Source organism: Sphingomonas panni, assembly GCF_022664435.1.
Lineage (GTDB): Bacteria > Pseudomonadota > Alphaproteobacteria > Sphingomonadales > Sphingomonadaceae > Sphingomonas > Sphingomonas panni.
This window is the reverse complement of record NZ_JAKREU010000006.1, coordinates 198144-213826: the sequence shown is the minus strand read 5'-3', so window position 1 is coordinate 213826 and position 15683 is coordinate 198144. Positions and strand designations below refer to the sequence as shown.

Below are 15683 nucleotides of genomic sequence, written 5' to 3'. Positions count from 1 at the left end.
GGGTAATCAAGCGAGCGCCTCGCAGGCAGACGATGGAACGGCGGAAATGGGCACGTCTCCTGCCTAGTCGTTAGCGCCCGCATAAAAAAGGGGCAGTGCCATATGGCACCGCCCCTTTGTCGCATCCCGGCGGCGGATCGCCGCCGCCGGTCGCGAGGTTCGTTACATCTTCACCCGTGCGCCGGCGAAGAAATAGCGACCGATCGTCTGCTGGATGTAGCTCAAATCCGCTACATCCGGCTTCTGGCCGAACAGGTTGTTCACGCCGCCATAGAATTGGAAGCGGTTGGTCGCATCGACACTGAGGTACAGGTCATGCTGCCACATCTGCTTGATGTACTTGTATTCCGGCGCGACGACGTCCGGGTTGCTCTCGTTCGTCAGGTTCGCATAGCGCAGCGTCTTGTCGAGGAAGTTGACGCCGTAGTTGACGGTAACGTTCTCCAGCGACCAGGTCAGATCGGCATTGGCGCTGTATTTGGGCGCACGGAAAGCCGATTCCTGACGACGGTTGGTGACCGGCGCGCCAGGCGTACCGATGAACTCCAGCTTGTCGAGATAGTTGCCGACGAGGCGCAGGTTGAACCGACCGACATCCCCCGCGTCGAATGCGTAGTTGATGTTCACGTCGAGACCGGCGGTGCTGAAGCGCGCGACGTTCTGCGGCGCGACGATGAAGCTGGTGATGTTGCCGACAGCTGCCGTGTTGCTGGCAACGTTCGTCCGGGTGATCGAACGGCAGAACACATTGTCCAGCGTGGCCTGATCGACGCACAACCGGGCGACCTCGTTCGCCGCGACGGTGTTGATCGCGCCCTTCAGGTTGATGTCATACCAGTCGGCACGCAGCGACAGGCCGGGAATGAATCGCGGCTGCACCACCGCCCCTGCCGTCCACGTCGTCGCCTCTTCCTCGCGCAGGTCGCGGTTGCCACCCGAGAAGCCGGAGATGTTGGTCGTGCGCGCGTCCACGTAGTTCGCCGGATCGGCAACGCCCAGGCCGCTTAGCAGCGTACGGCAATTGGCCGCACGGGTCGCGGTGCCGTTCTGCAGTTCCGCCTTGTCGCACGGGTCGGTGATGAAGGCGAAGGTCTGCGACTGACCGGCGAACAGCTCGCCGATGTTCGGCGCGCGAACCGCCTTCGAATAGGTGCCGTTCAACGTGACGTCACGCACCGGCGCATAGGTGCCGTTGACCTTCCACGTCGTCGTGCGGCCGATCGTCGAATAGTCCGAGATGCGGATCGCTGCGCCGACGCTCAGGCGATGGGCGAAGGCCATGTCCTTCAGGATCGGCGCGTCGAGTTCGGCGAACGCTTCCTTCACGTCGAACCGGCCTTCTTCCCGGCCCAGCGAGTTCGTGAAGGTCACGCCCTGTGCCGCGATCGCATCGGGTACGAACCGGCTCTCTTCCTTACGATACTCCGCACCCAGTGCGAAATTGAGCGGACCGCCGGGCAGCCGGAAGAACTGGCCGAAGTCGCCCGAGACCGAGCCGGACACGACATGCTGGCGCAGACGCGAACGGTCGGTGGTGGTGGCGCGGACGAAATCGAGCGCCGCCTGGCTGGGGGCTCCGTCGCCGAACAGGTTCAACGGCACGCACTCGCCCGGCCGGAACGTCGTCGGGTTGACGACGGTGCGGCTGGCATAGGGCTGGTTCGGGGTCCAGGTCGGATCGAGGTTCACGCGGCAGGTGATCTGCCCGTTCGACGGATCGCGCACCGCATCCAGCGCCGCGAAGAAGCGGTCGTTATAGGTATTGTTGACGTAGCGGTTGGCGATGTCCGACTGACCGAAGACATAGGACAGTTCGTAGCTGCCATGGTCGTTGATCGCGCCGCGCGCACCGACGACCGCGCGATAGGTTTCGCGAGTGATCGTCTCGCCACGCTGACCGATGTCGAAATTGTCGCGGGTGATCAGCACGCCGCCATTGCCCAGATTCGGCAGGCCGGCGGGCAGGTACGGATTGCCGTCTTCCGCCAGCAGATAATAGTCGAAGGAAGGCTGGCCGACGGTGAACGACTTGCTACGGGCGTACTTGCCTTCCGCGAACAGCGTCAGCGCGGGCGACACGTCGTAATGCGCGATCAGGTTCGCGACATGGCGGTCGATACGCGGCAGCAGGTCGTTCTGGTAATCGGCGACACTGGTGCCGCTTCCCCCCTGCGAGAAGCCGGGGCGCAGCACGGTGCCGAGCTGGAACGGAACCAGCTGACCGGCGCCGTTGACGAAGTAATCGGGCTGGCCGTCGAAATCGACGTCGATGCCGCCCTGGCGCGCGGTGTCGTTGTAGCGGACATCGTTGGTCGGGATATTGTCCGGGATGCCGTTGCTGGCGCCGCCGGTATAGCCCGGCTGGAACTCCGGATCATTCGGATTGCGCTGGAACGAGACGAACCCAGTTCCACGCAGCCGCGCGCGATCGCGCGATTCCAGCCGGCTTTCCGAGCCATATTCATAGGCGAGCGCCACGTTGCCGCGCCCGTCGGCGAAATTCTTGCCGGCGGTCACCGCCAGCAGGCGCTTGCCTGCATCGCCATATTCGGAAATGCCGGCCTGCGCACGCGCGGTAATACCTTCGAAATTGCGTTTCAGGACGAAATTGACCACGCCGGTCACCGCATCCGCGCCATATACCGCCGACACGCCGCCGGTCAGCACGTCGACGCGCTCGAGCAGATCGGTCGGAATTGTGCTGACATCGACCGCCTGCGATCCGGGGAGCGACGCAACCTGGCGACGCCCATCGATCAACACCAGCGTGCGATCCTCGCCCAGGTTACGCAGGTTCAGCAAGTTCAGGCCCGAGAGACCGATGCCGACGCCGCTGCCCGCCGTATCGGCCGAGGTGGTCGAACCCTGCAGCGCAGGAATCTGCGCGATGATATCGGTCAGATTGGTGCTGCCACCCTGCTGGATCGCGGCGCCGCTCACCGAGACGACGGGGCTGGGCGATTCGAAGTCTGGTCGCCGGATGCGGGTGCCGGTGACGACGATCTCTTCGCCGTTGCTGGCATCCGCAGGCGTCTGCGCAGCGGGGTCCGCCGGGATCGGGACGTTGTCGTTGTTGCCGGGCGCGGCGGTCTGCGCGACGGCGGATGCCGACGCCATCAGCGCGGCGATGACAACGGCACTGCGTGCGACACCGCTACGCAGACGCGACGTTGACTGGTTCATGAAACGGACCCCTTAAGCAATACATTCTGATGTATTGCTTCGAGACGCAGTCCGTTTGATTTGCAACGTATTGAATGGGTGCCGGGGCGGTTTGGCTGCGAGGCGTTGCAAACGCGCAACAAAAAAGGGCGGGCATCCAACCGGATGCCCGCCCCCTCGGCTCTCGGATCGCGCGAACGATCAGTAGCGATAATGATCCGGCTTGAACGGCCCTTCGACCGGCACGCCGATGTACGACGCCTGCTTTTCGGTCAGCTTGCTGAGCTTCACGCCCAGCTTCTCGAGGTGCAGCGCCGCGACCTTTTCGTCGAGGTGCTTGGGCAGGACGTAGACTTCGTTCTTGTATTCGTCGCCCTTGGTCCACAGCTCGATCTGCGCCAGCACCTGGTTGGTGAAGGACGACGACATGACGAACGACGGGTGGCCGGTGGCGCAGCCCAGGTTCACCAGACGACCCTTGGCCAGCACGATGATCTGCTTGCCATCGGGGAACTTCACCAGGTCGGTGCCCGGCTTCACTTCGTCCCATTCATAGTTCGACAGGGCGGCGATCTGGATCTCGCTGTCGAAGTGGCCGATGTTGCAGACGATGCTCATCGGCTTCATCTTCGCCATATGCTCGGCGGTGATGACGTCGGCATTGCCGGTCGCGGTGCAGAAGATGTCGGCGCGTTCGACCGCTTCGTCCATCGTCACGACCTCGAACCCTTCCATCGCCGCCTGCAGCGCGCAGATCGGATCGATTTCGGTGACCATGACGCGCGCGCCGCCGTTGCGGAGCGACTGGGCCGAACCCTTGCCCACGTCACCGAAGCCCGCGACGCAGGCGACCTTGCCGGCCAGCATCACGTCTGTGGCGCGACGGATCGCGTCGACCAGCGATTCCTTGCAGCCATAAAGGTTGTCGAACTTCGACTTGGTGACCGAGTCGTTGACGTTGATCGCCGGGAACGGCAGTTCGCCCTTCTTCGCGATCTCGTACAGGCGGTGGACGCCGGTCGTCGTCTCTTCCGACACGCCCTTCAGGTTCTTGACCGTCTCGGTCAGATAGCCCGGACGCTTGGCGATGAACGCCTTCAGCGCGCGCTGGAACTCGACTTCCTCTTCATTCTCCGGCTCGCCAAGCGTCGCGCCGGCTTCGAGCTTCGCGCCCCACAGCGCGAACATGGTGGCATCGCCACCATCGTCGAGGATGATGTTGGCGGTTTCGTCGCCCCAGTTGAAGATGTCGCCGACATAGTCCCAGTAATCGGCCAGGCTCTCACCCTTCACCGCGAACACCGGCACGCCCGCAGCGGCGATGGCGGCGGCGGCATGGTCCTGCGTCGAGAAGATATTGCAGGTCGCCCAGCGGACGTCTGCGCCGAGCGCGGTCAGCGTCTCGATCAGCACCGCGGTCTGGATCGTCATGTGCAGCGAGCCGGTGATGCGCGCGCCCTTCAGCGGCTGCGACGCGCCGAATTCGCTGCGCAGCGCCATCAGGCCCGGCATTTCGGTTTCGGCGATCTCGATTTCCTTGCGACCGAAATCGGCGAGGCCGATGTCCTTGATGACGTAATCGGTCTGCTTGTCGGCAATGGCGGTGGCCATGTTCAGCTCCTGCATGGGGCCATGGGCGCACCCATGGCGGATGGTCGGCCTCTACCCAGCCGCCCGACGAAACGCAAATCCTATATAAAGATATCTTTATATCTCGTTGTCAGGCGGTTCCCGCCCCCAGCGCCAGCAGCCGGGGATCGATGCCGGCCGTCTCGAACCCGCCGCGCCAGCGCGCTTCGGTCGGCACGTCGAACAGCAACGCGCCATCGCCCGCGACATTCATCCAGCCATGCCGCGACAATTCGCTCTCAAGCTGCCCCGCCTCCCAGCCGGCATAGCCAAGGGCGATCAGATAGCGCACCGGTCCGGTACCCGCCGCGATCGCGCGCAGCACGTCGATCGATCCCGACAACGCCCATTTGCCGGCCACGTCGATCGTGTCCTGCCCGGACCAGCTGTCGTCATGCAGCACGAAGCCGCGCCGCGTCTCGACCGGGCCACCCAGATGGATCGGCGCATCGGGCGCATCGCCGGGTTCGATGTCGAGCTGTTTCAGCAGCGCATGCAGCCCCAGCCCGTCGATCGTATCGCCGATGCCGACGCCCATCGCCCCGTCCTCGTCATGGGTACACATCGCGATGACGGCATGGTCGAAACGCCGGTCGCCGATGCCGGGCATGGCGAGCAGGATTTGTCCGGCAAGGAATCGCGTCTGTTCGATCATGATGGCGACGCTAGCCCCCCGCGTATCGGAGCGCCATGGTTGAAAAGGACCATCCGCGCACCCACGCTGCATGGTGGCGCGCGCGACGCGCCGGACCCGAAGCGGAGAATATCATGACGATCAAGGTCGGCGACCGCCTGCCCCCTGCCAAGCTCGCCAAGGTCACGCCCGACGGGCCGGACCAGGTATCGACCGAGGATTTCTTCGCCGGACGGCGCGTCGCGCTGTTCGCGGTGCCTGGCGCCTTCACCCCCACCTGCTCGGCGCGCCACCTGCCGGGCTATGTCGAACAGGCACAGGCGTTTCGCGACAAGGGCGTGGACGAGATCGCCTGCACTTCGGTCAACGACGCCTTCGTCCTGTCGGCATGGGCCAAGTCCGGCGATACGGGCGACAAGGTGACGATGCTGGCCGACGGCAATGCCGATTTCGCCAAGGCGATCGGCCTGACCATGGACGGTTCCGCCTATGGCATGGGCACCCGGTCGCAGCGTTATGCGATGCTGGTCAACGACGGCGTGGTCGAGGCGCTGCATGTCGAGGCACCCGGTGAGTTCAAGGTCAGCTCGGCCGAGAATCTGCTGGCGTCGATCTGACACGCAACGGAACCCCCGACCACCGTTCGAGTTAGTCGGTAGTTACGCACCCATATCGATCAGGAAAGGGAACGTCATGACCAACACGACGATCACCAACGACGCGACGAAGAACATCGCGAACGACGTCGCCGAAACTTCGGGCACGCTCGCTGAAAAGGCGTCGGCGACCTATGCCTCGGCCAAGGACAGCGTGAGCGACGCCGCCGCGAAGTCGCGCGATGCCGTAGCCGATGCGGCCGCCAAGTCGCGCGACGCCGTAACCAGCGCCGCCAAGTCGACCGCCGAAACCGTGAAGGCGCATCCGGGCGCGACCGCCGCGATCGTTGCCGGTGCCGCCGCCGCCATCGCCGGTGCCGCATTCGGCGCATCGAAGCTGATCGAAAAGAAGCGTGAAGCAGACGCCCTGCCGAAGGTGCCGCCCTCGGCCACCTGAGCTTGCATCCCCGGCGCGTGACCCATGCGCCGGGGGCTTGCGTTGTAGGCCAAGCCGCCTTAGCCACGGTCGATGACGCAGGCTTCCCAGATCGTCGCCGAACTCGATCGGCTCTACACCGCCTCGGTCGCGCGCCTTCGCGCCGCCCTGGACCTCTACCTCACCGACGGCACGCCTCCGCCCTCGTCCGCGCGGGTCGACGGGTCGTTCGCCTATCCCGAAATCCGTCTGACCTATCGCGGCAGCGGCGAACGGCCGACGCCGTCGCGCGCCTATGGCCGGCTGACGACGCCCGGCGAATATCGCATCAGCGTGACCAAGCCGGCGATGTTCGCCGCCTACCTGACCGAACAGCTCGACCTGCTGATCGCCAACCACGACGTGACGGTCGAGGCAGTGGCCGGGCGGCAGGAAATCCCGTTTCCCTATGTCCTCGACGCGGGCCATGCGCTCAGCCTCGACGCGGTTTCGGCGACCGAACTCGCCCGCTATTTCCCGGCGACCGAGCTGGCGCATATCGGTGACGAGATTGCCGACGGCCTGTGGGTCAGCCATGACGACCATCGCCCGCTGGCGCTGTTCGACGGGCTGCGCACCGATTTCTCGCTGGCACGATTGCGGCATTATACCGGCACCCCGCCGGAGCATATCCAGCAGTACGTCCTCTTCACCAACTATCACCGCTATGTCGACGAATTCGTCCGCTGGGCCGGGGAACAGCTGAAGCCCGCCGCCGATGGCACCCCCAGCCGCTATACCGCGCTGTCGGGGGCCGGCGGCGTGCTGGCGACCGCCGGCGACGATGCCGAACGGATGGTCAGTGACAGCGCGTGGCGGCGGCACCAGATGCCGGCCTATCATCTGGTTGCGCCCGACGGCACCGGCATCACCCTGGTCAATATCGGCGTCGGCCCGTCGAACGCGAAGACGATCTGCGATCACCTCGCCGTCATGCGGCCCGAGGCGTGGCTGATGATCGGGCACTGCGGCGGCCTGCGCCCCAGCCAGCGGATCGGCGACTATGTGCTGGCCCATGCCTATCTGCGCGACGACCATGTGCTGGACGACGTGCTGCCGCCCGAAATCCCGGTGCCGGCGATCGCCGAAGTGCAGGTCGCCATGGCACGCGCGGCGGAGATCGTGTCGGGCCAGTCGGGCGACGAGCTGAAGAACCGGCTGCGCACCGGCACCATCGTCACCACCGACGACCGCAACTGGGAATTGCGCTTCAGCCGTTCGGCGCTGCGTTTCTCGCTCAGCCGCGCGGTCGGAATCGACATGGAATCGGCGACCATCGCCGCACAGGGATATCGCTTCCGCGTCCCCTATGGCACGCTGCTGTGCGTATCGGACAAGCCGCTGCATGGCGAATTGAAGCTGCCGGGGCAGGCCAACCGCTTCTACGAACGCGCGATCAACGAACATATGCGCATCGGCATCGAAGCGTGCGAGCAGCTGCGGCAGGAAGGCGCCCGGCTGCACAGTCGCAAGCTGCGCGCGTTCAACGAACCGCCGTTCCGCTAAGCGCACGACCGGGCGGACAGGACGAACGGTCATCCCGTTGAATACCGGGTAACTTTTGCCCGCTAAGCCGTGGTCGCGAAAGGAACGACCACGGCGTGCCCATCCCGACCGGCAATCTCACCACCACGTTGCGCGAGATCGCACTGACGCTGTTCAAGGCGCTGGTCGCCCTCGGCGTGTTCGGCGCGATCATCTTCGCCTGGGGCTATAGCAAGGCACGCGAGCAGCAGGCGTTCACCAATTCGCTGCCGCTGCCCAACGAAGTCCGGCAGGACGAATGCGCGGTATGGTTCGTCGGCAGTTCGACGATGGCACGCTGGAACAGCATGCAACAAGACATGCTGCCCTGGACGACGCACAACCGCGCGATCGGCGGCGCGACGCTGGCCGAACTGACCACGCGCTTCCTGAACGAACGCCGCCCCCAGCCGCCGCGCGCGATCGTCTTCTATGCCGGCGAAAACGACCTCGCGTTCGGCGTGTCGGTCGATGCCACCGCATCGGCCTTTGCCGACTTCATGGCGTATAAGCGCAAGCGTCTGGGTACGACGCCGGTGTTCTTCGTCTCGGTCAAACCGTCCCCCGCCCGCTGGTCGATCGCCGACAAGCAGACGGCGTTCGACGCGATCGTACGGGCGATGGCGGCGCGCGATGCCGACCTGATCTATGTCGACGTCCGCGACCGGTTCCTGGTCGACGGCCGCCCGGGGCCGTTCTACGAAGTCGACGGGCTGCACCTGAACGCCGGCGGCTATGCGATCTTCAGCGACGCGCTGCACCGCAGCCTCGCCACCGATCTGCCGGCATCGCTGGTCCGATATTGCCAGCGCGAATCGAAGCATAGCTGACCCCGGTGGAACCGCCGCAACGCCTTGTCGGGGTCGATGCATGGCGTGCCGGCCTGATGCTGTTCGGCATCCTGCTCCACGCGCTGCCCGAAGGTTCCCATGCGCCGCTGTTCGTGGTGATCGGCTATGTGTCGACCCATGTCCGCATGGGGGCGTTCATGATGATCGCCGGTTTCCTGTGCGGCTTCGTCGCATCGCGCCGCCACCGCCGCCAATGGCTGCGCGCCCGGTTCCAGATGCTGGCGATGCCGCTCCTGACCGGGCTGCTGCTGACGGTCCCGACGATGATCGCCCTGCGGCTGCATTTCGCGACGACCGCGCCGTCCATCGCCAGCCTGGGGTTCAACTGGTACCATCTCTGGTTCCTCCTCGCCCTGATCCTCTACCTGCCGATCGCGTCGCTGCTGGCGTTCGGGCACGCCCATGCGCGGGTGACCGCATGGCTGACGGGCAACGCGGCGACCGACGCCGCACGGCAGGCCCGCGTCCTGCTGGCGATGCTGGTCGTTTCGCTGGCATCGATGACCCTGGGAGTCCGGCTGGCGGCGATCGTACCGGGCGACGGGCCGACCGTGGCGAGCAACCTGCCCCAGATCCTCGGCTATGCCCCGCTATACGCCACCGGCATCCTGCTCGGCCGGGATGGGCTGCTGACCAACCGCATGGTCGGGCACTGGCGCATCCTCGCGCTGCTCGCCGGTACGATGCTGCTGCTCGATTGCGGTGCCGCATGGGTCAGCGGGACCGCGACCGGCGTTGGCGTTCCGCAACTGTCGCTGGTGGCGCGCGCGGTGCTGCCGGGGACGAGTGCGCTGCTGATCCTGCGGTCGGCGCTGACCATCCGCCGGATATCGCGACCGCTGCGCCGTATCGCCGATGCGTCGCTAACGATCTACGTCGTCCATTTCCCGATCGTGAAGCTGTTGCAGGCGCTGGCGGGCGACATCCTCGGCAATGATTATCTGACTTTCGCCTTCGTCGTGTCGGTTGCCGCGATCCTGTCCTACGCCTTTCACACGCGTGTCGTGGCGCGCTCGCCGTTCCTGTTATGGCTGTTCAACGGCGCGCCCCGCCCGTCGTTCGGAATCCTGCCCCGCACGGCCTGACCCGATCAGACCTTGTAGCGATCCGTCGGCAGATGCGCCTCGCTCGCCGCCGCACTCTTGTGGAACAGCGCCTTGTCCTCCGGACGAAAGGCCCAGCGCCACAGGATCGCGAAATAGGTGGCGAGGATGATCGGGATGCCGAACAGCATCTCGGCCCATTCGAACCGCTTGGGCAGTTCCATGATCGCCACCCCGACGACCGTCGCCGCCAGCACCGCCCACAGGAACGCCGGCCGGAAATCGCGAACGCTGACCCCCAGCAGCTTCGACAACAGTCCCGACTTCAGAACCGATCCCAGCGCGACCGACAGGCACAGTGCCATCGCCGGCCCCGTCGCCGCGTAATTTTGCGGCAGGCCCATTGCCCGCATCGCGAACACCAGTGCAAAGCTCGACACCACCTGAAAGCTCAACAGCCCGATCGAGATCATCAGGTTGCGATGCCGCGCGACATAGACCAGCGCCGCTTCGGACACCGCGCCCTTCGCCGCCAGCACTTCGGCGACCAGCAGGAACGACAGCGCTGCCGCGCCGCTGACGAATTCGCGTCCGACCACGCCCATCACCCCCGCCGCCGGGATGCTGCCCGCCAGCGCCAGCGCCGCCTGTGCGGTGATGATCCAGAACCCCACCTGCCGCACCTGCCGCGCGACCGCACCCTTGTCGTCCGCCGCCAGGCTCTGCGTGATGACCGGCCCCAGCACGGGATCGAAACTGGTCTTCAGCTTCTGCGGCAGCGACGCGACCTGCTGCGCCATGTAATAGATGCCGACGATCGCCGGCCCGAACAGCAGCCCCAGGATGAAGCGGTCGACGTTGCGCGTGCCCCATTCGATCGCGTCCGCCCCGGCCAGCGGCATGTTGCGCTTCACCAGCGCCAGCATCGGGCGCAGGTGCGGCGACCAGCCATAGGGCAGGCCATAGCTGCGGATGAACGGCACGATCGACGCCACCAGCGCCGCCGCCATCGCCAGCACATAGGACATGATCAGCCCGTCGCGCGTCGAATAATAGCTGAGCGCCCATGCCGCGATCGAGATCGTCCACGGCTCCACCACCGCCCGCGCGGTCACCGCCGCCTTCACGTTCAACCGATAGGCGAGCGCGGCCAGGCTGACGTCCGACCAAGCGATCGCGAACACGATCAGCGGCAGCAGGCGTTCGAACCCGATCACCTCGCTATTCGGGTACATCACCTGCGGGAACACGAACAGCACGGCGCTGGCCGCGACCGACAGGATGAACGCGACCGCCAGCGCGTCCCACACCACATGCGCGTGCGGCCGGTCGGTCGACGACAGCGCCTGCGCCAGCCCCCGCTTCAGCCCCAGCGTGGCGACCAGCGCCGCCAGTTCGACGACCAGCACCGCCAGCGCGAACCGCCCGACGATCTCCGGGCCATAGATGCGCCCGGCAATGAACAGGAACGGCAGCCGCGCGACGAGCCGCAGGACGAAGCCGAACACGTTGGTCCGCCCGCCCTTGGCCAGGGCGGCGATGTCGTCGGACGGCGGGGTCGGCGCGCCGGTCATGCGGCGCGCGAAGGATCGATCATCGCGGCTCCTTACGCCAGCGCGTCCGCTCCCCATAGCCCCCGTTTACGCTTTGGCCGCGGGGTGCGGCTTGCGGGCAACGGTTGCCGCCGGGAACGAACCGCCGCCCCGCGCCTTCGATCACCGACGAAAGATGGAGACGATCGATGAAGGCGTTCGCAACGATCCTCGGACTGGGCCTGCTGGCCGCCTGTTCGCAGCAGCCCGCCCCCGGCAACACCGCCGCCGACAACGCCCATGGCGGCATGTCGCACGATGCGATGACGACGCCGATGGCCGGCCACTCCGATGCGACGCGCGGGTTCAAGCAATCGATGGCCGACATGATGACCAAGGCCCCGCCCTATACCGGCGACGCCGATGTCGATTTCATGCAGCAGATGCGCGTCCACCACGTCGCGGCAGTGGCGATGGCCCGCACCGAACTGACCCATGGCAAGGACGCCGAAGCCCGCGCGCTGGCGCAGGCGGTGATCGATACGCAGCAGAAGGAGATCGGACAGATCGATGCGTGGCTGCGGGCGAAAGGGCCGTAGGCAACATCAGGCCAAAACGCCGCGCGAGCCTGCAACCTTCGATGGAGCACTGATCGGGTCAGGTGAGCGCAGCGTCAGAAGGGCGCCGGAACGGCCTTTACGACGTTCACGCGGTCCGGTGCATGCGGATCGAGCCGCAGCGTAACGATGCCCGGCGTTCGCCCTTTCATCGAAACGGCCAACCTGCCATCCTCCCACGTCATGATCCATGGTCGCCGGGTTCGAAGCTCCCTCAGGATAGAGGCCCGGTTCCGGCAAAAGCCGGCATCTCCGATATGGTCCTTGCAGCCGAAGGCGACCCGGATGCGACCGGTTCGGATGCCGTCGGCACGCAACAACGTCGCCAATCCCTTCCCCGGTTCGATGCCAGGGTTCAGATGCACGTAATCCGATGTCGGGCATGTCGCCGTCGCGGTCAAAGCGACCTCCGTCATCGCATAGACGGAATCGAGGACGAACGGCCCGTCCCGTTCGAGCGTCGGTGACCGAAAGCTGGCTCGCCACCGTCTGCGGACACAACCGCCGTCGGTGGGCACCGGCCGCTCGACCAGATCACGCTCGACGAAGCCGGGCGGGGCCATATGCCCCAGTGGCACCACCTCAACCGCCTCGACCGGCCCGTGCGTCTTGCCACGCAGCACCACCGTCCCGGCCTCCGCTGGCGGCAACCGGTCGACCGCCGCAACGGTCGGCGCCGCTTGCAGCAGGAGGACGGCCAGGATCAATGCGCCGCGCCCCAGCTCTTGCCCGTCCCGATCTCCACGCCCAGCGGGACCGACAGCTGCACCACCGGTTCGGCCGCCGTCTCCATTACCCGGCGGATGACCGGCGTCGCCGCCTCGACCAGTCCCTCGGGCAGTTCGAACACCAGTTCGTCGTGCACCTGCAACAGCATCCGCACCTCGGAGAGGCCCGCCTCGGCCAGTGCCGGCCCCATCCGCGCCATCGCCCGCTTGATGATGTCGGCGCTCGTCCCCTGGATCGGGGCGTTGATCGCCGCGCGTTCGGCACCCTGCCGTTCATGCTGCACCTTCGACTGGATGCGCGGGAAATGCGTCTTGCGTCCGAACAAGGTCGTGGTGAAGCCGGTCGTCCTGACACTCTGCGTCGTCTCGGCGATATAGCGGTTGATGCCGGGGAAGCGGTCGAAATAGCGGTCGATCATCGCCTGCGCCTCGTCGGCACTGACGTCCAGCCGCCCGGCCAGCCCCCAGCGACTGATGCCGTAGAGGATCGCGAAGTTGATCGTCTTGGCCCGCCCGCGCGTGTCGCGGTTCACCTCGCCGAACAGTTCCTGCGCGGTGATGCTGTGGATGTCGTCGCCGCGTTCGAACGCCTCGCGCAGCTGCGGTACGTCGGCGATATGCGCCGCCAGCCGCAGCTCGATCTGCGAATAGTCGGCGGCGAGGATCACGTTGCCCGGTTCCGCCACGAACGCGTCGCGAATCTGCCGGCCGACCTCGGTGCGGATGGGGATGTTCTGCAGGTTCGGATCGGTCGACGACAGCCGCCCGGTCTGCGCACCGGTCAGGCTGTAGCTGGTATGCACCCGCCCGGTCGCCGGGTTGATCTGCGCCTGCAACGCATCGGTATAGGTGCTTTTCAGCTTCGACAGCTGCCGCCAGTCGAGCACCTTCGCCGCGATCGCCGCGCCGGGTGAATCCTTGTCGGCGGCGATCCGCTCCAGCTCGTTGACGTCGGTCGAATAGACGCCCGACTTGCCCTTGCGCCCGCCCTTGATCCCCAAGGTCACGAACAGCACGTCGCCCAGCTGCTTCGGGCTGCCGATGGTGAACTTCGTCCCCGCCAGTTCGTGGATTTCGGTTTCCAGCGCGGCGATGCGGGCGGAAAAATCCTCCGACAGCTTGGCCAGCACGCCGGCATCGACCTTGATCCCGGCCTGCTCCATGTCGGCGATCACGCGCACCAGCGGCCGGTCGACCATCTCATAGACCCGCGTCGCCTGCTCATAGGGCAGGCGCGGCTTGAACCGCCGCCACAGCCGCAATGTCACATCGGCATCCTCGGCGGCGTAGCGGGTGGCGGTCTTGAGGTCGATCTCGCCGAAGCCGACCTGCTTCTTCCCCGTGCCCACCACGTCCTTGTACGCGATGCAGCTATGCTGGAGGTGGGTCGCCGCCAGCTCGTCCATGCCATGCCCGTGCAACCCGGCGTCGAGCGCGAAGCTCATGACGATGGTGTCGTCATAGGGCGCGACGCTCAGCCCGGCGCGCGCCAGCACGATCATGTCGTATTTCAGATTATGGCCGATCTTCAGGACGGCTTCGTCCTCGAACAGCGGCTTGAGCGTCGCCAGCACCGCCTCGCGCGGCAACTGTTCCGGCTTTTCGGCGAACATGTCGGTCCCGCCATGGCCGATCGGCACATAGCACGCCCGGTTCGGGGCCAGCGCCATACTGACGCCCACCAGTTCGGCACGGGTCGCGTCCAGCCCGGTCGTCTCGGTATCGATCGCGACCCAGCCCTGCGCCCGCGCTTCGGCCACCCAGCGGTCGAGCGCCTCCTGCGTCACGACCGTCTCATAGCCATCATGGTCGCAAGCCGGTTCGTCGTCCTGCGCCACCGGCGCGGCCGGGGCCTCGGCCGGCGCTTCGGCAACGCTGCCGAGCTTGTTGAGCAGCGTACGGAACCCGTGATGTTCGAGGAACGCGCGCAGTGGCGCCTCCGGAATCCCCTGCAGTTCCAGCGCGTCGAGCGGTTCGGGCAGGCCGCCGTCGCATTTCAGCGTCACCAGCACCTTCGACAGCCGGGCATTGTCGGCATGCTCGATCAGATTGTCGCGCAGCTTACCCTTCTTCATCTCCGGCGCGGCGGCCAGCACCGCCTCCAGATTGCCATGCTCGTTGATGAGCTTGGCCGCCGTCTTCGGCCCGACGCCCGGTACGCCGGGGACGTTATCGACGCTGTCGCCCATCAGCGCCAGCACATCGCCCAGCTTGTCCGGCGTCACGCCGAACTTCTCGACCACATGTTCCGGCCCCAGCGTCCGGTTGTTCATCGTGTCGAGCATGTCGACCGACGGATCGGTCATCAGCTGCATCAGGTCCTTGTCGGCGCTGACGATCGTCACCGCCCAACCCTGCGCCAGCGCCGCCTGGGTATAGCAGGCGATGATGTCGTCGGCCTCCAGCCCCGCTTCCTCGATGCACGGCAGGCTGAACGCCCGCGTCGCGTCGCGGATCATCGGGAATTGCGGCACCAGGTCTTCGGGCGGCGGCGGTCGATGCGCCTTATACTGGTCGTACAGGTCGTTGCGGAACGTCTTCGACGACTTGTCGAGGATGACCGCCATGTGCGTCGGCCCGTCCGCCTTGTGCAGCGCATCGGCCAGCTTCCACAGCATCGACGTATAGCCATAGACCGCGCCCACCGGCTCGCCATGGACGTTGGTCAGCGGCGGCAGCCGGTGATAGGCGCGAAAGATATAGCCGGAGCCGTCGACGAGATAGAGATGGGGCATCGCCCGCAGATAGCAGCGCGGGCGGGCGGGCGCGAGGGGGTCCGGCTTGACTTCGCACGGTGGCGCGGGCCAGATTTCGGCAACGGGCCGATGCGGACGCCCGTTCAGGTGGATAGCCACCCAAGTTCCGCTCCATCGGCCGCGGATCGCGGCCCAT

Annotated in this window: 12 protein-coding genes; 6 read left to right on the top strand and 6 right to left on the bottom strand. The window is 66.0% G+C overall.

Going from position 1 to position 15683, the window contains the following annotated elements:
* Positions 1 to 162: 162 nt before the first annotated feature.
* From MF609_RS13300 to MF609_RS13290, 3 genes are all read right to left on the bottom strand, one after another.
* A complete protein-coding gene (locus MF609_RS13300; RefSeq protein WP_242416774.1) occupies positions 163 to 3183 on the bottom strand; it encodes a TonB-dependent receptor plug domain-containing protein in 3021 nt (1006 codons plus the stop codon).
* Positions 3184 to 3363: 180 nt separating this feature from the next.
* The gene (gene ahcY / locus MF609_RS13295; protein ID WP_242416773.1) at positions 3364 to 4773 is read right to left on the bottom strand and encodes an adenosylhomocysteinase; all 1410 of its coding nucleotides are present in this window, start codon (positions 4771 to 4773) and stop codon (positions 3364 to 3366) included.
* Positions 4774 to 4882: 109 nt separating this feature from the next.
* The gene (locus MF609_RS13290) at positions 4883 to 5443 is read right to left on the bottom strand and encodes a YqgE/AlgH family protein (protein ID WP_242416855.1); all 561 of its coding nucleotides are present in this window, start codon (positions 5441 to 5443) and stop codon (positions 4883 to 4885) included.
* Between the two features lie 116 nt (positions 5444 to 5559).
* Between MF609_RS13290 and MF609_RS13285 the strand changes: the two genes are divergently transcribed.
* From MF609_RS13285 to MF609_RS13265, 5 genes are all read left to right on the top strand, one after another.
* Positions 5560 to 6042, top strand: a complete 483-nt coding sequence (locus tag MF609_RS13285) for a peroxiredoxin (RefSeq protein ID WP_242416772.1) — start codon at positions 5560 to 5562, stop codon at positions 6040 to 6042.
* 76 nt (positions 6043 to 6118) lie between these two features.
* Complete coding sequence (locus MF609_RS13280; RefSeq protein ID WP_242416771.1) at positions 6119 to 6478, top strand: hypothetical protein; 360 nt, start codon at positions 6119 to 6121, stop codon at positions 6476 to 6478.
* 72 nt (positions 6479 to 6550) lie between these two features.
* Positions 6551 to 8002 carry an AMP nucleosidase gene (locus MF609_RS13275; RefSeq protein ID WP_242416770.1) on the top strand — a complete coding sequence of 484 codons (1452 nt, stop codon included), beginning with the start codon at positions 6551 to 6553 and terminating at the stop codon, positions 8000 to 8002.
* A gap of 95 nt (positions 8003 to 8097) precedes the next feature.
* Complete coding sequence (locus tag MF609_RS13270) at positions 8098 to 8850, top strand: GDSL-type esterase/lipase family protein (RefSeq protein ID WP_242416769.1); 753 nt, start codon at positions 8098 to 8100, stop codon at positions 8848 to 8850.
* Positions 8851 to 8855: 5 nt separating this feature from the next.
* Positions 8856 to 9956: an acyltransferase family protein gene (locus tag MF609_RS13265; protein ID WP_242416768.1), complete on the top strand. Its 1101-nt coding sequence runs from the start codon at positions 8856 to 8858 to the stop codon at positions 9954 to 9956.
* Positions 9957 to 9961: 5 nt separating this feature from the next.
* Here the strand turns inward: MF609_RS13265 and MF609_RS13260 are convergent, their stop codons facing one another.
* Positions 9962 to 11488: a lipopolysaccharide biosynthesis protein gene (locus MF609_RS13260; protein WP_242416767.1), complete on the bottom strand. Its 1527-nt coding sequence runs from the start codon at positions 11486 to 11488 to the stop codon at positions 9962 to 9964.
* A 167-nt stretch (positions 11489 to 11655) separates the two neighbouring features.
* On the opposite strand from MF609_RS13260, the gene MF609_RS13255 reads away from it, so the two are divergent.
* Positions 11656 to 12045, top strand: coding sequence for a DUF305 domain-containing protein (locus MF609_RS13255; protein WP_242416766.1), 390 nt, complete (start codon positions 11656 to 11658; stop codon positions 12043 to 12045).
* A 74-nt stretch (positions 12046 to 12119) separates the two neighbouring features.
* Here the strand turns inward: MF609_RS13255 and MF609_RS13250 are convergent, their stop codons facing one another.
* Both MF609_RS13250 and polA read right to left on the bottom strand, forming a co-directional pair.
* Complete coding sequence (locus MF609_RS13250) at positions 12120 to 12689, bottom strand: hypothetical protein (RefSeq protein WP_242416765.1); 570 nt, start codon at positions 12687 to 12689, stop codon at positions 12120 to 12122.
* A gap of 77 nt (positions 12690 to 12766) precedes the next feature.
* Positions 12767 to 15526 carry a DNA polymerase I gene (gene polA / locus MF609_RS13245; RefSeq protein WP_242416854.1) on the bottom strand — a complete coding sequence of 920 codons (2760 nt, stop codon included), beginning with the start codon at positions 15524 to 15526 and terminating at the stop codon, positions 12767 to 12769.
* Between the last annotated feature and the right edge of the window lie 157 nt (positions 15527 to 15683).

What these genes read in the sequence shown, in the direction of transcription:
- polA (WP_242416854.1), bottom strand. Translation starts at nt 15,526, where the DNA reads ATGCCCCATCTCTATCTCGTCGACGGCTCCGGCTATATCTTTCGCGCC.
- MF609_RS13255 (WP_242416766.1), top strand. Translation starts at nt 11,656, where the DNA reads ATGAAGGCGTTCGCAACGATCCTCGGACTGGGCCTGCTGGCCGCCTGT.
- MF609_RS13280 (WP_242416771.1), top strand. Translation starts at nt 6,119, where the DNA reads ATGACCAACACGACGATCACCAACGACGCGACGAAGAACATCGCGAAC.
- MF609_RS13285 (WP_242416772.1), top strand. Translation starts at nt 5,560, where the DNA reads ATGACGATCAAGGTCGGCGACCGCCTGCCCCCTGCCAAGCTCGCCAAG.
- MF609_RS13300 (WP_242416774.1), bottom strand. Translation starts at nt 3,183, where the DNA reads ATGAACCAGTCAACGTCGCGTCTGCGTAGCGGTGTCGCACGCAGTGCC.
- MF609_RS13260 (WP_242416767.1), bottom strand. Translation starts at nt 11,488, where the DNA reads ATGACCGGCGCGCCGACCCCGCCGTCCGACGACATCGCCGCCCTGGCC.
- ahcY (WP_242416773.1), bottom strand. Translation starts at nt 4,773, where the DNA reads ATGGCCACCGCCATTGCCGACAAGCAGACCGATTACGTCATCAAGGAC.
- MF609_RS13275 (WP_242416770.1), top strand. Translation starts at nt 6,551, where the DNA reads ATGACGCAGGCTTCCCAGATCGTCGCCGAACTCGATCGGCTCTACACC.